Source organism: Methylophilus rhizosphaerae (assembly GCF_900100975.1).
GTDB classification, from domain to species: Bacteria; Pseudomonadota; Gammaproteobacteria; order Burkholderiales; family Methylophilaceae; genus Methylophilus; species Methylophilus rhizosphaerae.
Genome location: NZ_FNFX01000001.1, coordinates 731,444 through 746,661, shown reverse-complemented (window position 1 = coordinate 746,661; position 15,218 = coordinate 731,444). Strand labels below are relative to the sequence as shown.

At 30.8% G+C, this 15,218-nt stretch carries 24 protein-coding genes; 21 read left to right on the top strand and 3 right to left on the bottom strand.

Features of this window, described 5'->3' with window-relative positions; all coding sequences use genetic code 11:
* Positions 1 to 514 precede the first annotated feature (514 nt).
* Positions 515 to 901 (bottom strand): hypothetical protein, encoded by a 387-nt coding sequence (locus tag BLP53_RS03740; protein ID WP_091470166.1) that lies wholly within the window; start codon positions 899 to 901, stop codon positions 515 to 517.
* Between the two features lie 222 nt (positions 902 to 1,123).
* Between BLP53_RS03740 and BLP53_RS03735 the strand changes: the two genes are divergently transcribed.
* The 12 genes from BLP53_RS03735 to BLP53_RS03680 all read left to right on the top strand — a co-directional run bounded on the left by BLP53_RS03735 (position 1,124) and on the right by BLP53_RS03680 (position 6,955).
* Positions 1,124 to 1,381 carry a type II toxin-antitoxin system Phd/YefM family antitoxin gene (locus tag BLP53_RS03735; protein WP_091470162.1) on the top strand — a complete coding sequence of 86 codons (258 nt, stop codon included), beginning with the start codon at positions 1,124 to 1,126 and terminating at the stop codon, positions 1,379 to 1,381.
* A complete protein-coding gene (locus BLP53_RS03730; protein WP_091470159.1) occupies positions 1,381 to 1,695 on the top strand; it encodes a type II toxin-antitoxin system RelE/ParE family toxin in 315 nt (104 codons plus the stop codon). Before BLP53_RS03735 ends, BLP53_RS03730 begins: the two co-directional genes overlap by 1 nt.
* Positions 1,696 to 1,798: 103 nt before the next feature.
* Entirely contained in the window at positions 1,799 to 2,635 is an 837-nt protein-coding gene (locus BLP53_RS03725) for a leucine-rich repeat domain-containing protein (protein ID WP_091470155.1), read from the top strand.
* A 193-nt stretch (positions 2,636 to 2,828) separates the two neighbouring features.
* A complete protein-coding gene (locus BLP53_RS03720; RefSeq protein WP_143001347.1) occupies positions 2,829 to 3,071 on the top strand; it encodes a hypothetical protein in 243 nt (80 codons plus the stop codon).
* Positions 3,072 to 3,151: 80 nt separating this feature from the next.
* Positions 3,152 to 3,484: a hypothetical protein gene (locus BLP53_RS03715; protein ID WP_091470148.1), complete on the top strand. Its 333-nt coding sequence runs from the start codon at positions 3,152 to 3,154 to the stop codon at positions 3,482 to 3,484.
* Between the two features lie 187 nt (positions 3,485 to 3,671).
* Positions 3,672 to 4,007, top strand: a complete 336-nt coding sequence (locus tag BLP53_RS03705; RefSeq protein ID WP_091470141.1) for a hypothetical protein — start codon at positions 3,672 to 3,674, stop codon at positions 4,005 to 4,007.
* Positions 4,008 to 4,115: 108 nt separating this feature from the next.
* Positions 4,116 to 4,547, top strand: a complete 432-nt coding sequence (locus tag BLP53_RS03700) for a hypothetical protein (protein WP_091470138.1) — start codon at positions 4,116 to 4,118, stop codon at positions 4,545 to 4,547.
* A 12-nt stretch (positions 4,548 to 4,559) separates the two neighbouring features.
* The gene (locus BLP53_RS13480; protein ID WP_143001346.1) at positions 4,560 to 4,781 is read left to right on the top strand and encodes a hypothetical protein; all 222 of its coding nucleotides are present in this window, start codon (positions 4,560 to 4,562) and stop codon (positions 4,779 to 4,781) included.
* A 134-nt stretch (positions 4,782 to 4,915) separates the two neighbouring features.
* Entirely contained in the window at positions 4,916 to 5,491 is a 576-nt protein-coding gene (locus BLP53_RS03695; protein WP_091470134.1) for a hypothetical protein, read from the top strand.
* Positions 5,488 to 6,096: a hypothetical protein gene (locus BLP53_RS03690; RefSeq protein WP_091470125.1), complete on the top strand. Its 609-nt coding sequence runs from the start codon at positions 5,488 to 5,490 to the stop codon at positions 6,094 to 6,096. The genes BLP53_RS03695 and BLP53_RS03690 overlap by 4 nt, the downstream gene beginning before the upstream one ends.
* Positions 6,097 to 6,319: 223 nt before the next feature.
* Positions 6,320 to 6,547, top strand: coding sequence for a hypothetical protein (locus tag BLP53_RS03685; RefSeq protein ID WP_091470116.1), 228 nt, complete (start codon positions 6,320 to 6,322; stop codon positions 6,545 to 6,547).
* Positions 6,548 to 6,739: 192 nt separating this feature from the next.
* Complete coding sequence (locus BLP53_RS03680; protein ID WP_091470113.1) at positions 6,740 to 6,955, top strand: hypothetical protein; 216 nt, start codon at positions 6,740 to 6,742, stop codon at positions 6,953 to 6,955.
* 38 nt (positions 6,956 to 6,993) lie between these two features.
* Here the strand turns inward: BLP53_RS03680 and BLP53_RS03675 are convergent, their stop codons facing one another.
* Positions 6,994 to 7,365 (bottom strand): hypothetical protein, encoded by a 372-nt coding sequence (locus BLP53_RS03675; RefSeq protein ID WP_091470111.1) that lies wholly within the window; start codon positions 7,363 to 7,365, stop codon positions 6,994 to 6,996.
* Between the two features lie 211 nt (positions 7,366 to 7,576).
* Between BLP53_RS03675 and BLP53_RS13610 the strand changes: the two genes are divergently transcribed.
* The 5 genes from BLP53_RS13610 to BLP53_RS03655 all read left to right on the top strand — a co-directional run bounded on the left by BLP53_RS13610 (position 7,577) and on the right by BLP53_RS03655 (position 9,557).
* Positions 7,577 to 7,732 carry a hypothetical protein gene (locus BLP53_RS13610; protein WP_176755193.1) on the top strand — a complete coding sequence of 52 codons (156 nt, stop codon included), beginning with the start codon at positions 7,577 to 7,579 and terminating at the stop codon, positions 7,730 to 7,732.
* Positions 7,733 to 7,772: 40 nt separating this feature from the next.
* The gene (locus tag BLP53_RS03670; protein ID WP_091470107.1) at positions 7,773 to 8,183 is read left to right on the top strand and encodes a hypothetical protein; all 411 of its coding nucleotides are present in this window, start codon (positions 7,773 to 7,775) and stop codon (positions 8,181 to 8,183) included.
* Between the two features lie 156 nt (positions 8,184 to 8,339).
* A complete protein-coding gene (locus BLP53_RS03665; protein WP_091470104.1) occupies positions 8,340 to 8,519 on the top strand; it encodes a hypothetical protein in 180 nt (59 codons plus the stop codon).
* Positions 8,516 to 9,274: a hypothetical protein gene (locus BLP53_RS03660; protein ID WP_091470100.1), complete on the top strand. Its 759-nt coding sequence runs from the start codon at positions 8,516 to 8,518 to the stop codon at positions 9,272 to 9,274. Before BLP53_RS03665 ends, BLP53_RS03660 begins: the two co-directional genes overlap by 4 nt.
* 1 nt (position 9,275) lies before the next feature.
* Complete coding sequence (locus BLP53_RS03655; protein WP_091470096.1) at positions 9,276 to 9,557, top strand: hypothetical protein; 282 nt, start codon at positions 9,276 to 9,278, stop codon at positions 9,555 to 9,557.
* A gap of 46 nt (positions 9,558 to 9,603) precedes the next feature.
* Here the strand turns inward: BLP53_RS03655 and BLP53_RS03650 are convergent, their stop codons facing one another.
* Positions 9,604 to 10,293, bottom strand: a complete 690-nt coding sequence (locus BLP53_RS03650) for a hypothetical protein (RefSeq protein ID WP_091470091.1) — start codon at positions 10,291 to 10,293, stop codon at positions 9,604 to 9,606.
* 360 nt (positions 10,294 to 10,653) lie between these two features.
* Between BLP53_RS03650 and BLP53_RS03645 the strand changes: the two genes are divergently transcribed.
* The 4 genes from BLP53_RS03645 (at position 10,654) to BLP53_RS03630 (ending at position 15,196) form a co-directional block, all read left to right on the top strand.
* On the top strand, positions 10,654 to 10,977 hold the full coding sequence (locus BLP53_RS03645; RefSeq protein ID WP_091470088.1) for a hypothetical protein: 324 nt from the start codon (positions 10,654 to 10,656) through the stop codon (positions 10,975 to 10,977).
* Entirely contained in the window at positions 10,974 to 14,438 is a 3,465-nt protein-coding gene (locus BLP53_RS03640; protein WP_091470084.1) for an AAA family ATPase, read from the top strand. Before BLP53_RS03645 ends, BLP53_RS03640 begins: the two co-directional genes overlap by 4 nt.
* Before the next feature lie 93 nt (positions 14,439 to 14,531).
* Positions 14,532 to 14,801, top strand: coding sequence for a hypothetical protein (locus tag BLP53_RS03635; protein ID WP_091470081.1), 270 nt, complete (start codon positions 14,532 to 14,534; stop codon positions 14,799 to 14,801).
* On the top strand, positions 14,798 to 15,196 hold the full coding sequence (locus BLP53_RS03630; protein ID WP_091470076.1) for a hypothetical protein: 399 nt from the start codon (positions 14,798 to 14,800) through the stop codon (positions 15,194 to 15,196). The genes BLP53_RS03635 and BLP53_RS03630 overlap by 4 nt, the downstream gene beginning before the upstream one ends.
* Positions 15,197 to 15,218 lie beyond the last annotated feature (22 nt).

The window sequence follows — 15,218 nt, the reverse complement described above, 5'->3', positions numbered from 1 at the left end:
TTGCCGACCTTTTGCCGGCCATAAAATATAAGTCGGCATTGATACAAGCCTTATTCTATATAGATTTTAATCTAATAAAACTCAATTTGCCGACCTTTTATCATCCAAACCCCATTGGAATTATAGTAAACAAATAAATACATACATAATCACTAATACCTATAAACAATCATGGTTAAAAATATTATCTATGAATATTTTTTCCTTACCGAGTATGTTTGTTAATGGTAAGGTCGGCATTTAACTAATTATATTAAATTTATCTATATTTTATAAGGGTTCTAGGCTTGCCGACCATATTAAAAAGGTCGGCAAAAGGTCGGCAAAGGCCTTCAACATACTTTTAATAAAACAAAAGCTTTAATTACTACTGCTATAGCAGAAATAATTAATCACATCATTAAAGGTTCAATAATCATAGATTACACAACCTTTCTTTAGATACTCAATTCCTTAAATAAAATTATTACACAACCCTTTACTTTCACTATCAATTTCAATTTAAGGAATTATCTTAATATCGCCAAATGCTTTTTGTTCCCTGAATATCCTTAGAGATTAATATCCGTCCAGATTTCTGGTAATACTCAACCTTATTAATAAAAAACTGACCATACTTTTCAAGGTATTGTCTAACACTCAAATTACTCTCATAGGTTTTTCTTCTAAGTGTAATGGCTTCCATTTCTTCATCCCTAGTATCTTCAGCTAATCGCCTTAACCAGTAGATTGTTTTACCAGCAATACTACGGGCTACATGTGAAGTTATCTCATGCTTTTTCATGAGGTCTGAATACTTTGTATTGTCAGCACATAGTTCTAAGAAGATTTCAAACTTGTCTTTAGGGAACACAATCACTAGATATCTGGACTTCTTGCCACGGTCATACATTGTCTTCATGTCTACTATCCTGAATCACTCAGAATTTAGTTTATGATCCAGGATTAATAAAAGCAGCAACAATCTATCAAACCAACAAATTCAACCCCGTCTGCATTAATATGATTTTCCAATAAAAGCTAATACTAGCAAGGGCTTAAGACCTATTTATATTTAATAAATAAGTATACTCAAGACTGAATTAAGACTATAATTAGTCCTATCAGTTAAGGAGAAACCACCATGAGACTATCTACAAATGTTAAACCTATCAGCTACCTAAAGAGCCACACAGCAGAGATAGTTAAAGAGATCACCGAGACTAGAGAACCCTTACTCATTACTCAAAACGGTGTATCTAGCATTATTGTTCAAGATGTAGCTTCATATGAACAAACACAGCAAACACTAGCCTTATTAAAAATTATTGCTATTGGTCGCAAACAGATTGAACAAGGGCAAGTAAAAACAATGAGTGAAGTTTTTACTGAATTGGAATAATGATGCAAGTTATATTCACTCAAGGGGCTATAGATGATTTAAGTGATTTAAAACAATCATTGAAACCCGAACTATGGAAAACAACAAAAAAAGAATTAGAAGATAAATTAAAGTTCATTGAGAAAAATCCATTAGCACAACCAGTGCCTTTAGAACTTCAAGATATTAATTCTGATTTTAGGCAAGGCTTAACTAGATATTGCAGAATCATTTATGAAGTCGTAGAAGATAATATTTATATCTATCTAATATGTAATCAAGCAAGAGATTTGAATGCAGTTTTCTTCAGAAGAATGAGCCAACATAAAATTTAATAAGTAAGAATACATAAACCACCTTTAAGGTGGTTTTTTTTATATTTGCATTTCAAGATAAATTCACTATATTGAATTCATAATAATAAGAAAGGATGAAATTATGAAAACAGAACAAGAAATTAAACACTGGCTAGATATACACAATATTAAAAAATATTCTATCAATAGTGATTTATCAGTAGATGTGAATCAAGACATAGATTTAAACAGCAAACAATTAACAGAGCTACCTTTTCAGTTTGGTGTAGTTCATGGTGATTTTAATATCGCTAACAATCAATTAACTTCACTCAAAGGTAGCCCTAAAGAAGTTTATGGAACTTTCAACTGCACTATTAACAACATAACATCATTAAAGTATGGTCCCCATATTGTCCGTGAAAATTATATTTGTTCTAAAAATCAATTGGAATCATTAGAGTATGCACCAGAAAAAACGGGCTGGAATTTCAATTGTGCATATAACAACTTAACTTCATTGAAAGGTTGCCCTAAAGAAGTAGGCGGTAGATTCTATTGTTTTTATAACAAAATCACTTCTTTAGAAGAAGGTCCATCAAGTGTATTTGAAAACTATGATTGCTCTCATAATCAGATAACATCGCTTAAGGGTTGTCCACCAATCATTAAAGGCGACTTTAATTGTAATAATAATAAGTTGACCTCTTTAGAGCATGCACCTAGAGAAATTCATATGAATCTCAATTGTAGCAATAACTCAATAACCACCTTTAAAAATGGTCCAGAGCTCGTTAAAGGGGTTGTCTGGTGTGATAGGAATGAACTACCTGAAGTATTTGATAAGTTCAACCACAAAGAGATATTGGACTACTACAACAAACAAGAGAAAAAACTTAAACAAGTGAATGACAAAACAAAACCAATAACTAATGAGAAACCAAAAGTCATAAGAAAATCTAACTCATTAGAGCTTTAAATATTTATAAAATAAATATCAATAAACTGTTGACAATGGAATTCGTTATCTTATATTAGTTATGTATTACATACAATTTCCTAAAATACCTAGTTAGTATTATAAATCCCCAAGAAATTGGGGATTTTTTTTATCTATACCTTTACTTTCAATCTTAATTTCATATTGTTATGAAAACTATATGGAGATGGACATGAAAAAACAATTTACATTTGAATTTAATGATGGAGAGCTTAATGTAAAACTACCTAAAATAATTAAGAAAGAAAATTTCAAAGAGAAAGCCATTAAAGTAATCGGTAATAAAAATACACAAATCACAATCAAAGCAGGGATTGTAATTATCACTCTCATTACTTTCAGCATGCTATTCAATAAAATAAATTCATTTGATATGAGAACTCAAACAACAACACAATCAATTGATAAGAAATAAATTAAATTCAAATTATTTAACTTTTGCTATTTACATTTGGTTTTTATTTCGTATAAGGGTATACAAATGGAGAAATAATTATGAATAACAATAATAAAATAGAATTAGTAAGAGATTTGGTTTTACTTGCACTTGTAGAAACTGATGCAAATATCAGTGTTTATATCGGTGAGGTTGAAAGCATTGAAGATTATGTGAATCAAGGCAAGGTTTTACCAGTTTTCTTTCACTACTTCATTAATGAAGATATCAACTTCAGCATGAACCACTTAATCATTACAAACTTAATTGAAGTTGCAGCAGGCACACTTAATGAACAATTAACTGACACTGAAATCAATCAAATTGCTACTGAAGTATTCAATAGACATGTTCATGTAATCACAGAAACAATGAAAGAGATTGGTATCTAATCATGTTCATGACTACTCACATTGATAACAGAACCTTGCTTGCAGACTTAACAAGAACTGATTTGTATATCCACAAGTTAAGCATTGCTCATACATTTCCAACAGCCAAGCACTACAACAATTTATTGTCTTTAGGGCTTACTGATTCGGAAGTTGAACAAATCACTAAAGAGTTATTGGGGAATATATGAGCCATACAGCACAACACAAAGCCGTTGAATATGAAGCTTTCTATCTATACCAAAATAATAGATTGAAGTTCAACGAGTTAAGCAAAGCTGGTTATTTCAGTGAGTTAAACACAACACCTTTCATTGAACAGTTGAAAGATAAAGCTCATGAAGAATTATCAGACCTTGAGTATAGGGCTGAAATACAAGCTAGGTTAAGAAAACCCACTTTAGAAATCACTCAACAAAACCAAATAGGTTTTAAAGAAGAAGAGGTTAAAGAAAATCATATAGCTAAAGCTATTTGGAAATCTTTAATGCCTACTCCTTTTCATAATATCTTCAGATATTGATCCACTTATCCAATAGTTTACCGTTTATCAAATAATCAATATTTGCTATTGACTATTGAGAGTAATTTACTATATTTAATATATAACTAACTAATAAGGATAATTCAAATGACAACATATATTACAACACATGAAGCAGGTCCACTTTCTTTAGATAAAGAATTTGTTGCAGTAGCCGATTCAAGAACTAACAAAGTAAGAGCTTTGTTCGGAAAATACAGACACGATGACAGTGTTAAAGAAGAACAAGAGCAATTCATTAAGGCAGTAGCATCAGCAATTTTATTCTCTATCTCAAAAGACTTATTAAAGCATACTATTCAAAATACTGAATTCAATTACATTAACGCTATCAAAGTTAAGGCTTTTGGATATTTAACATTGGGCGAGTCAATTTATAAAGACTATCCAATTGAATCAATCAAAATCATTGAAGATATGATTGTTTATGAAGTTTTATCTCAAACATTAAAATCAAACACGCAAGATAATGAAGTTGAGTCTTTAATTCAAAATCTAGTTTATATCAACCAACAATAAGGAAATCATCATATGAACACTATCACACTTAAAATCTCAGTATTAATTTTATCAAGCTTAATGTCTATCACTGCATTCTCTAAAGAATCAGTTTCAACAAACATTAATGTAAGTGCTACAGTTTATTATCAATGCCAAATACCTAGCAATAATCCAAAGGTAAATGAAATTTGTGCTAAACAAATGCCACCTAAAGTAGAGACAGATGGTAAGTATTTAATACATACATATTAAATAGCGGCCAAGCCCTAAATAAAATTATTACCAAATACCTAAACAATCCCCTTTATTGGGGATTTTTCATTTTTGCTATTTACAAAGTGAATTTATTTCATATATTAATTTTATTGTTAAAAAAGGAATGAATAATGAGCAATGTAAAAATCACAGATAAAGAGCAGAAATTTCAATCTGCTATTGAATCTGTCAAAAAGAAATCAGATGTAATTACATGGAGTTTATTAGCTAAAGAATTGAATATATCAAGACAGAGGTTTTTCATTAGCTATAACGAATTCATTAAAGAAGAAAGAATTAAGAAAAAAGCAGAAACACTCGCCAAGCTTTCTGAAATTCTCAAACAAAAAAATATCACACTCATTTCAACGAGCTATGAAACATTAAAATCTAAACTTGAATTGAAGTGTCCTAACCCATCACACCCTACATATTTTTTCACAGCTACCTCAATCAAACATGGTTCATTCTCATGTCCTTGCTGCCCTAAACCAAAAGTAGGTAGACCAAAGAAAGATGGGATGGCTATTGCTAAAGCTATCGCTAAAAAGAAAGGTGGTGTATGTCTATCAACAACCTATGTGAACAATTACACAAACATGCTATGGCATTGTGGCAATGAATATCACAGCACCTGGCTAGCACCACTTCAAAACGTCCATAACCTTAATTCGTGGTGTCCAGAGTGTGCCAGGAGTAAAAATTGATTGTAGGGGTTGTAATGGTGGTTCTAGCCCTATCGGTGATCGGGTTTGGCATTTACAAGATTCATAATGTGAAGCTAGAAGAAGACGAGCTCAAATTACCAATAGAGTTAGTGCCTTTATCCATGCATGGCTTTAATGTTCGTTCAAGGCTTAATACTGAGCAATGGCAAAGAATATGCAATGTAGCTCATGGCCGTTATGAAAATAGGGTTCAGGTATGCGAAATTTGCGGTAGCACAGGAAAACAGCAAGGATTCAATCACAGTCTTGAATGTCATGAACAATGGGAATACAACACCACTACAAAGACTCAAAAGCTCGTTAGATTGAGAAGTATATGTCCTATGTGCCACAAGGTATTCCATTACGGCTTATCAGTCAAAAAAGGCTATGGTGAAAGAGCATTACAGCACTTCATAAAAGTTAATAATTTGACTTGTGAACAAGCTGATCAATACATCATGAAAGTGAAGGCGCAAATTAAATTGAAAAGTAAGGTTGAATGGCAATTAGATTTAACTTACTTAAATCAGAATCAATTCAAATTCTTAAAGACCACCTTTAATGATAGGGAGAAATACAACTGCCAGTTTTATGAATTCTAAAACATGCTAGATAAAGCCAAAGTCAAAACCATCTTAAAAATCACAATATGAGCTAAAGCACAATACACTTCGTTCATACAATTAATTATTCCTTTAATTAGATTATTACCATTTATCTGAAAGTATACCATTCGTCATAAATTCAAATATATTATCAAATTGCTATTGACTATTGAATGGTATTTATTATAGTTAATATATAAATAAAAAAAGGATAATAAAAATGAAATCATATGATAAATCAAATAAAAATTACATTGACTATAAAGGTAAATTTTTTGATAAAGCTGTTGAAGCTTTAACAGATGAAGATGGATATAGAAAACAAAGCTATGATGATTTTTTCCATTTCAATCATGGTGAACCAACCCAAGAGCTTATTGATCTTTACTACAATGAAAATTATAAATATATTGAAGATAAGCTTGAGTATTTAAGAAACCATTTATAACTTTAATTTAGATACAATAAATAAAACCTTATAGAAATATTAGGTTTTTTTATGTCTATTAATCTCAGGCCGTAGGCCATCAATTACCACTTATCTTAAAGTATACCATTCGTCATAAAGTCTATTATTGATCTTGTTTAATCATAAATATTTACTATACTTTATATATAACAACTAAAAAGGAAAAATAAAATGATTGATACAATTTATAACTATGATGAAATCGGTGTTATTGTTAATGAAGCTTTAGCAAAAGCAAATTTGGAAGTGAATGTATTTGGCTTTGTTAGTATTGTTGAAGAATGCTTATACTATCAAGAGCAAGGTAGGGAGGTTCATGCCCAGTTAGATTACATAATTGAACAGGCAATTCCAGATGGTTGCAGAGATGAATATTTTGATAAATAAAACACTCAATAATAAGCCACTAGAAATAGTGGCTTTTTTTATAATGTAGAGAATTCCATAATCTTCTTAATCAAAACCTTACTCTTCAAACTCTCTTCTTTTACAATATCTTTCTCAGTAATGTCATTCCTATCACTCATTCTAAAATCACTTATAGCTTGCCTTAAATTAGTATCAAATAAAACTTTGACATAATCAATAGCATTGAAATAACCAAAGCTTTCATCTTCTATCACTTCTTTGATTATTTCAATCCACACATTCAAAGGTGTTTCTTTAATCAATAATTCATTATCAATGAACTTAATCTGTTCTTTACTCATAAACTCACTATAAGCCAATAAGTCAATTACTTCAGAATCAAGTCCTTTCTCTTCTTCTTTTTCAAATTCAAGTTCAATATTACTCATTATTGATTCCCGTATATAGTAGTTATTACCATTTAACTAAAATTATACCATACGCCATAAACTATCAATCTCAGGCCGTAGGCCATCAATTACCTTTTATCCGAAAGTTTACCATTCGTCATAAATACATAATTATTTCATATTTGCTATTGACTATTGATAGCAATTTTATATATTAGTTATATAAGTATTATAAATAAGGAGAAATTATATGATTACTTTAATGATTGTTTTAATTATTGCAGGTTTATTAGGTTTGGTAATATTTTTGGATGAAGTAAAAGAAATGATTGGTTTAGCTTTCGGTTTCTTATTTTTAGCTTTATCTATGTCATACGATTTTATTGCTGAAAAAATCTCAAACTAAACAGCACTACAAAACTAACTAACTATAAGGATAATTTAATATGGAACAACTTAATGAACAACAAGTAGAAATGTATTTAACACAAACACCTAACTATGACATGACTTCTTTCGCAGGTCGTAAAGAAATTGCTTTAAGAAACTTCAGAGAACAAAAAATATTGTCATTGAGAAACAAGCTTGTGCATGAATTAGAAATTGAAACTATCAATTCATATAAACACCAGATTGAGAACAGAATTAAAATGGTTGATTTAATGGCATTGAATAACATTGATTTTGACACTATAGAATATCATTCATACAGTCTAATCACAGATGAAGAGTTGAACGAGTATAGCCAGTTTAAAGTTAAAGTCGTTATATATGACCCTATCAATCTTAAAAGGTCAGCAGCAGGACATGCTTATAGAAAGAGTAAAGAATTCACTGCTAAATTTATACTTAATTAAATTTATATAGTGAAAGATAGATAACCCCCATTAGGGGGTTTTTTTATGGGCCAAGCCCATTATGAAAAAATTTTTCAAATAAATAACAAATCGCTATTTACATTTAGTTTTCATTTCATATATTGATTACATAACTATTGAAAGGATATGAATTGAATGTCTAAAGCAATAACATTTAATAAAGCTTTTTCATTTGTGCTACAGAAAGATATCTTAGATAGATTAGGTCTTCAATCTAAATCTAAAAATGTATCTAAAGCAAGCTATGTAAGAAAAGCAATTATTAACCAATTAGAGAAAGACGAATTAACTACAAAAACAGGAGAAACTAAATGAGTAATTCTAAAATCGTAATACCACAAAGAAAAAAAGTATTCTTAATTTTAACTGATGAGGGATCAGCAACAAAATCAACTATTGCTGATTTAATCATTAGTGGTTATAGGAATGCAGGAAAAACAATAGCTAAGTTTGATGGGGATATTCAACACCAAACCACTTTCAAAAAATATGGTGATGGAACAGATAACCCTATCACAGGTTGTGTGCCATTTGATATTGAAACAGATAATCAAATTATCTTAAACAGCATAGGCATTGATGCTGATGCAATTTTAATTGACTTGCCAGCCAGAGCCGTAGAAATCACACAAAACCTTTTCAGTGATATAGAAACATTCTATAAGGCTTATGAACAATTCAATTGTGAATTGAATGTCGTTATTCCAGTTGTATCTGATAAATCCATTATTTCAGTTAATAACATTTACAACACAGTATCAAGCATTGATTTTGAAGATACGGTAAGAATGTTGCTTATAAAAAATGTGGGGTATATGAAATTCAGAAATAACCTTTTTGAAGTGAACTCTTTATATGAGCAAGCTATGAAGTCCATTACAAATAAGGGTAATCTTGTAATCGTTGAGCATGATATTAAAACGGTTTATGACAGCAAGGGAATTCTTGAGATTCAACTTAAATCAGCAGATATCAATACAGTAATTAATTCTAAACAAGACATTACTACACAAGTGATATTAGGCTCTATCAAGAACGACATTAAACAATTACATGCCAAGATTTCATGATATGAGTGCCCGTAAAATATTAGGCTTTAAAGCCACTACCGAACTAGGCAAAATTCATAAGTTAATCAATGAATATGCCTATGAGGGGTTGGAGTTAAGCTATGTTGATTATGATAAGTTTTTCATATTGTTAATAACTCTCAATAAAATGCCATTTTGTAGTATTGGCTACGAAGTCAACGGTAAGCCTTACACAAAACTAGGCGGGGTTCTTTATGAAGATACAGATATAAACAAGTGCTATGAAAAACTATCCGATTACATTAAATCTCAACCACACTAAACAAAAAGCCACCTTAAACAAGTGGCTTTCTCAATACCTGGACACCTCACTTTATCTTACCCATCTCTCTAGCTTTTCTAATCCACACAAAGAAGTAGTTCTTCACATCCAAATTATACTTAGGCAACAAGTGGTTGTTCGCAGCAAGTAATTCAATCTTAGTGCTATTGAGTTTAGCAAGCCTTGAACATTCAGTAAGAGTGTATTCATCTCTTCCTGACCAGACCAATGCAACACGGTCTTTATTATTCAATTCTTCAGTAAGCAATTCCATTTCAGAGGCATATTCATTTAATGGAATCTCAACAGCCTCTATCGTTTTAGGAGCTACAACCGATTTTTTAACCGGCTTTGATACTTCCCCCTTACCCTGACGGTTTAAATTACCCGTAGGCTGGCTGTCTACTGGTAGGGAATCAACAGAATCTAACCTTTTAGAACCTTTTTTGTTTCTTTCCTGACCCACGACATACATTTCAGTCCTTATGTGATCAAGAGTGATTGGTTCGCCGTTTTTTTGCAGAACACCATTTTCTGCTAATAGTTTTTGAATCAACTTCACATAAGTAATATTTTCAAGCTTATTAGAACGACTAAATACACTTACATTTAATCGTATTTTGTTGAACCCATCATAATACTCACGAAAGATAGACCTTAAATCCATATCAGATAATTGCTTCTCTCTTACCTGACTCTCCAATAACTCTTCAATCTTTTCATTCAAATTAATCATAAATTATCCTTATTGTTATTTCATATAGACAGACTATAAGAAAAAACAAAAGAAAATCAATACCTGCTAAATAACCAATAAATAACTACTATATTTTTAATATATAAATAATCTAGAAGAAAACATATTCAATCTATGCCTATTAATTTTTACTCTATGCTTATTTATATTGTGTTTATTTTTGCTCTATATGTTGCTTGTTTTCAACAAACCATATTTCTTAAGAACTAATCGAAACCTTCGGTTTCTTTAAAGCAGTAGTTCTTATTTAAAGGCTTATTTTAAAAGGCATAGCAAGGAAACCTTGCATCTTTATTTTTATTTGTTATAACTAACTTATAAAAATGGAGAAGAAAGGTCATGACAACTAAAGCATATAAGATAAATATCAGGCATGAAGAAAATGCCAAGAAATTAAAAATGACAATGGGGCAGTATGTTGATTATTTAGATAAGCTAGTAAATCTTGATAGAAATAGAGAGCAAGAAATTCAATTAACTAAAATTGAAAAGTTAGAAGGAATAGTTCAATCAAATATCAACTATCAAATATCTCAGAGAGCTAAAGACTTAACAACAGAAAAAAAATTAGATGACATCATTAAATCTAATGCACTTCTTAAACAAGTATTCACTGCGAAATTGAAATTCATTGATGAACTTGAAAAGGAGTTGTCAAAATGATTGGTATATCTAATGTAACAGTTAAATCAGGTTTCTCTTACAATAAATATTTGAAGAAACAATTAAGTGAGGTTGTAGAAAACATTGATTGGAGACAAGCATATAACTTAAAAGATATTGCTTTGGAGGCAACTATGCAAACTGCATTGGCAGACCCTTTAGCTTTATATACTCGTTCAGGAGGTGCTTTATTTGATGAATGGAAATTATCAGGTCATTTAACTGAAGAGAAGATAGACATGATAGCTGATCTCCAATTAGGTAAAGACAAAAGAACTGAAGCACATATCAAACTTAAAAAAACCATTCAACATATTGTTATGAATGATGAAGGTCATGCAATTAAATTAACACAGAAAGACCTTAAAAGAGGGTTCTATAAAACTCCTGATAAACAGAAGATAGTATTTAAGCCTGAAGATGTTAAAACTTCAACTGGCTTTGTGAAAAAAACAGATATTGAATTTGTATTCACTCAAGACAGTAGCATTTCATATGCAATCCCAACTATGAAATTGGAAGATAGACTTGCTGCCGAACAAATGCTTATTGATACAGCTATTGAAGTGCATGACAAAATTCTTAAACAATACATCAAGGACTATAAAGGTAGAACTGGTGAATCTGGCTACTACCTTTATTATCATAATGATGGACGTTCCGGAAATCCTAGTAGTCATGTGCATTTTTTAATACCGAATATGCTTAAACTTTCTGATGGTTCAGTTAGAGCCATTGAAATGGATGAAATCAAAGACAAAGATTTTCATGACTCAATAGATAAAATGTATAAGAGCATGCTTGTGGAAAAATGGAATGCTAGGTTTACTGATTATCAACTTGAGGCTTATGACAAAGACCATCAAACAATCACTCATGAATCAAATGCTGAAATTCATGATTGGAGAGTTGCATATGATGAAGACAGCTTACAAAAAATAAGGGCGAATTCAAAATCAAAAGAATTGATTGATCAAAAAATCAGTGAAGCTAAAAAAGACTTATTTAATCAACACAGTATTAAAGTTGCAGAGATTGAACAAGAAGCAACTGCATATAAACAATTAGTTAATGATAACCAATTTACATTACCACATGGCTACCTTGTTTCTCATGGTCCAGCCAAATATCAACATATCAAAGAAAATCAGAATTCATATTTTGTGGTTGTTAGTGATCGCAATGGTAAAGAGAAAACATTTTGGGGTGTTGATTTAGAAAGAGCTATTAAAGAATCCAATGTTCAGACTGGTGATTTAATTGAACTCAATGGTAAAAATAAAGAGAAGGTTAAAGTTAATGTTCCAGTTAAAGATGATTCTGGAAAAATTATCAAAGGAAAATTTGAAGAAAAGATAGTAGAGAAAGCAGTATGGCATGTTGAAAAATCTACTAAACAAATTATCTCAAAGGATATTGAAGAAGAAATCAATGCAAGGCTAGAAAGATTGAATACTAGCTATCAAAATAAACTTACCTATTTAGATAGTAATAAAAATAGACAAGAAGTTTGGAGAGCTATCAAGCAACCTAAAAAGGGTATGGCTAAATTTCTTAAAGATATTGAACTCGCTAAAGATGTGAGCTCAATGAATCTTAAAATGAAAAAGACTGAAGAGATTGGGCTTTCATTCAAATCAAAAAAATATGAAAAGATATTGGAAACCCTAACTAATACATCACCATTTTTTACTGAAAATGGACTCATAGCTGAATTATCTAAAACCCAAGGTTATGGTGCTGAAGCTCAAGTAATTGCTAAAAAATTAATTAGAGGACTTCAAAAACGTGAAGTGATTGTAGATACAAATTCACTATCTAAAACACAACTTCAATATACCACTCATGAGTTGATCAAGATGGAGCGTGAAAATGTGGATATCATGAAAAATCAATTTTCAAGTTTGCAACCTAAACGAGTGAATGATGTAGCCAATGAAATAGCTACCATTGAGAAACAGACAGGTATTACTCCTAACAAAGAACAGAAAGAATTCATTGAATCAGCTTTCAATGACAAGCAAGGTCAAATTGTTATTGGTTTACCCGGATCTGGCAAAAGTTTGGCCGCTGGCTGGACAACAAAAATTGCTAACAAGGCAGGCTATAGAACCATAGGACTTGCTCCAACTGGCAAGGTATCTACTGCATTAGCTAATGAAACTGATTGTAATTTCACAGCAACCATAGATAAATTCAACATTGAAGTTGCTAATGGTGATTTAAAACTTACTTCCAATAACATTATCTTTGTTGATGAATCAAGCATGGTAGGCACTAGGAACATGCATAAGCTCTTAAAGACCGTGAATGAAGCAGGAGCTAAAATCATCTTAGTGGGTGATCCAAATCAGATTAACTCAGTGGCAACCGGCAATTCCTTAAATGAATTTTTGAAGGATAGCGAATTAAAGGATCAGGTCAATTATCTTGTGGAAATTCGCAGACAGAAGAATGACAAAGCTTTAGAGATTGCTGAAACTTCAGCATTAAAGGAAGTTTATAAAGATGCTGATTTAATGAAAGCAACAAAAGAATCAGGTGTTCATGTTATCAAGGTATTTGACCTATTAGAACAAATAGGGGCTATTAAAAATTCACATACAACTACAACTGAAACCATACAGGCAATAAGTAAAGATTTTCTTGAAGATATCAATTCTTTTAAGGACAAGCTACTTATTACTTCAACTAACAAATCAATTGATCGTATCAATAATACAATTCAAGAAAGAAGATTAGAAGCTGGTGAAATATTTGGTGAGCAATTTGAAAACCAAAAAGGTAAGTTCTTTATTGGCGATAGAATCATCATGGAGAAAAATATTAAGGATGAATATAACAATGGAGATTTAGGCACTATTACTAGTATAGAAAATAACAAAATTACCATTGAGTTTGATTCAGGAAAAATAAAGACTATTGATAATCCAGAACAAATGAGATTGGGCTATGCAATGTCTTTTGAAAAATCCCAAGGTATGACCGTTAATAATGCATATATCTATGGTGAGAATGCACCTAATAACAATCAAGAGCTTTTCAATGTAGGTATGACAAGAGCTAGATATAGCACTAAATTCTATTCAACACAGATTGAACACTTGCAAGTCGTTGAATCATTTAAGAGAGAATCTAAGAGAGTTTCATTGATTGAGCTTGGTAAAGAAATCGATGCCAGAATGAAAGTAAGGTCCTTAGATAAAATTATTCCAGTTAATCAAGATACTCTTGCTATAGAACAAACACAAAGGGCTATAGAAACGATTAAACAAGATGGCTTAAAGGATATGTCAGACAAGCCTAAATTATCTAAGCTGAAAGCTTTAATTGATAATAAGAAAGTTAAGCCTGATGTTGTGATTGCTGATAAACCTTCAATAATTCCAATAGAGGACAAGCCAACAATTGAGAAAGTGAAATCTAAACAAAAAATGAAACAAATAATAGTTGATCGTTAATTAAGAAACCACCTTTTGGTGGTTTTTTTTCGCTTGGCTGTTTACATTTACTTTTAATTTCTTATTCTTTCCTTATAACTACTAAGGATAGATATGAACAAAATAGAAAAAGTGTATTCATTCAATATATCTAAAAATGCTCAATCAAAAGATATATACAATGAAAATGAATTGTTATTTTCAAGCAGGGATGTTGATCAGCAAGAAAAGTATTATTTGAATCAATTAAATGTTGTGTCTGAAAAATTACACAATGCATATTTAATCATAGACAACAACAATAAGACTATTCGTAATCTGGCTACAGTGCTTGTTTTGGTTTTGGGTTGTGTATCAATTTTAGCTTGGAGATTATACCTATGAAAACTCCAATTGAATTTAACCCATTAATGACAACTATTAAAGAATGGAAAGCATATGCAACACATTTGAGATGTGAATTAACTAAGGCTCAAATGGTTAATAAGATAAAGGTTGAAGAAAGCAATAGTGTTTTATCAATTCAAATTGATGTGAAAGATACGGATGGCTTTACCTTTCAATCCAATTTATCTAATGATGATAATAATTTATTAGCAAGGCTTAATAGTGAAATATGTGATTCTCTCTCTTACTACATCAAGAGCAAGATTATCACTTTAGAAAATGTATACCACAAGCCAAGAAATAAGTATTTCTCATTTAGAGCGAATGACACTTCATTTTATTTAGCAATCAATAAGAAAAGCAAAAAACAAAATGAATTAATGGCAGCATAAAAATAATAATAAAAAGGAGTCT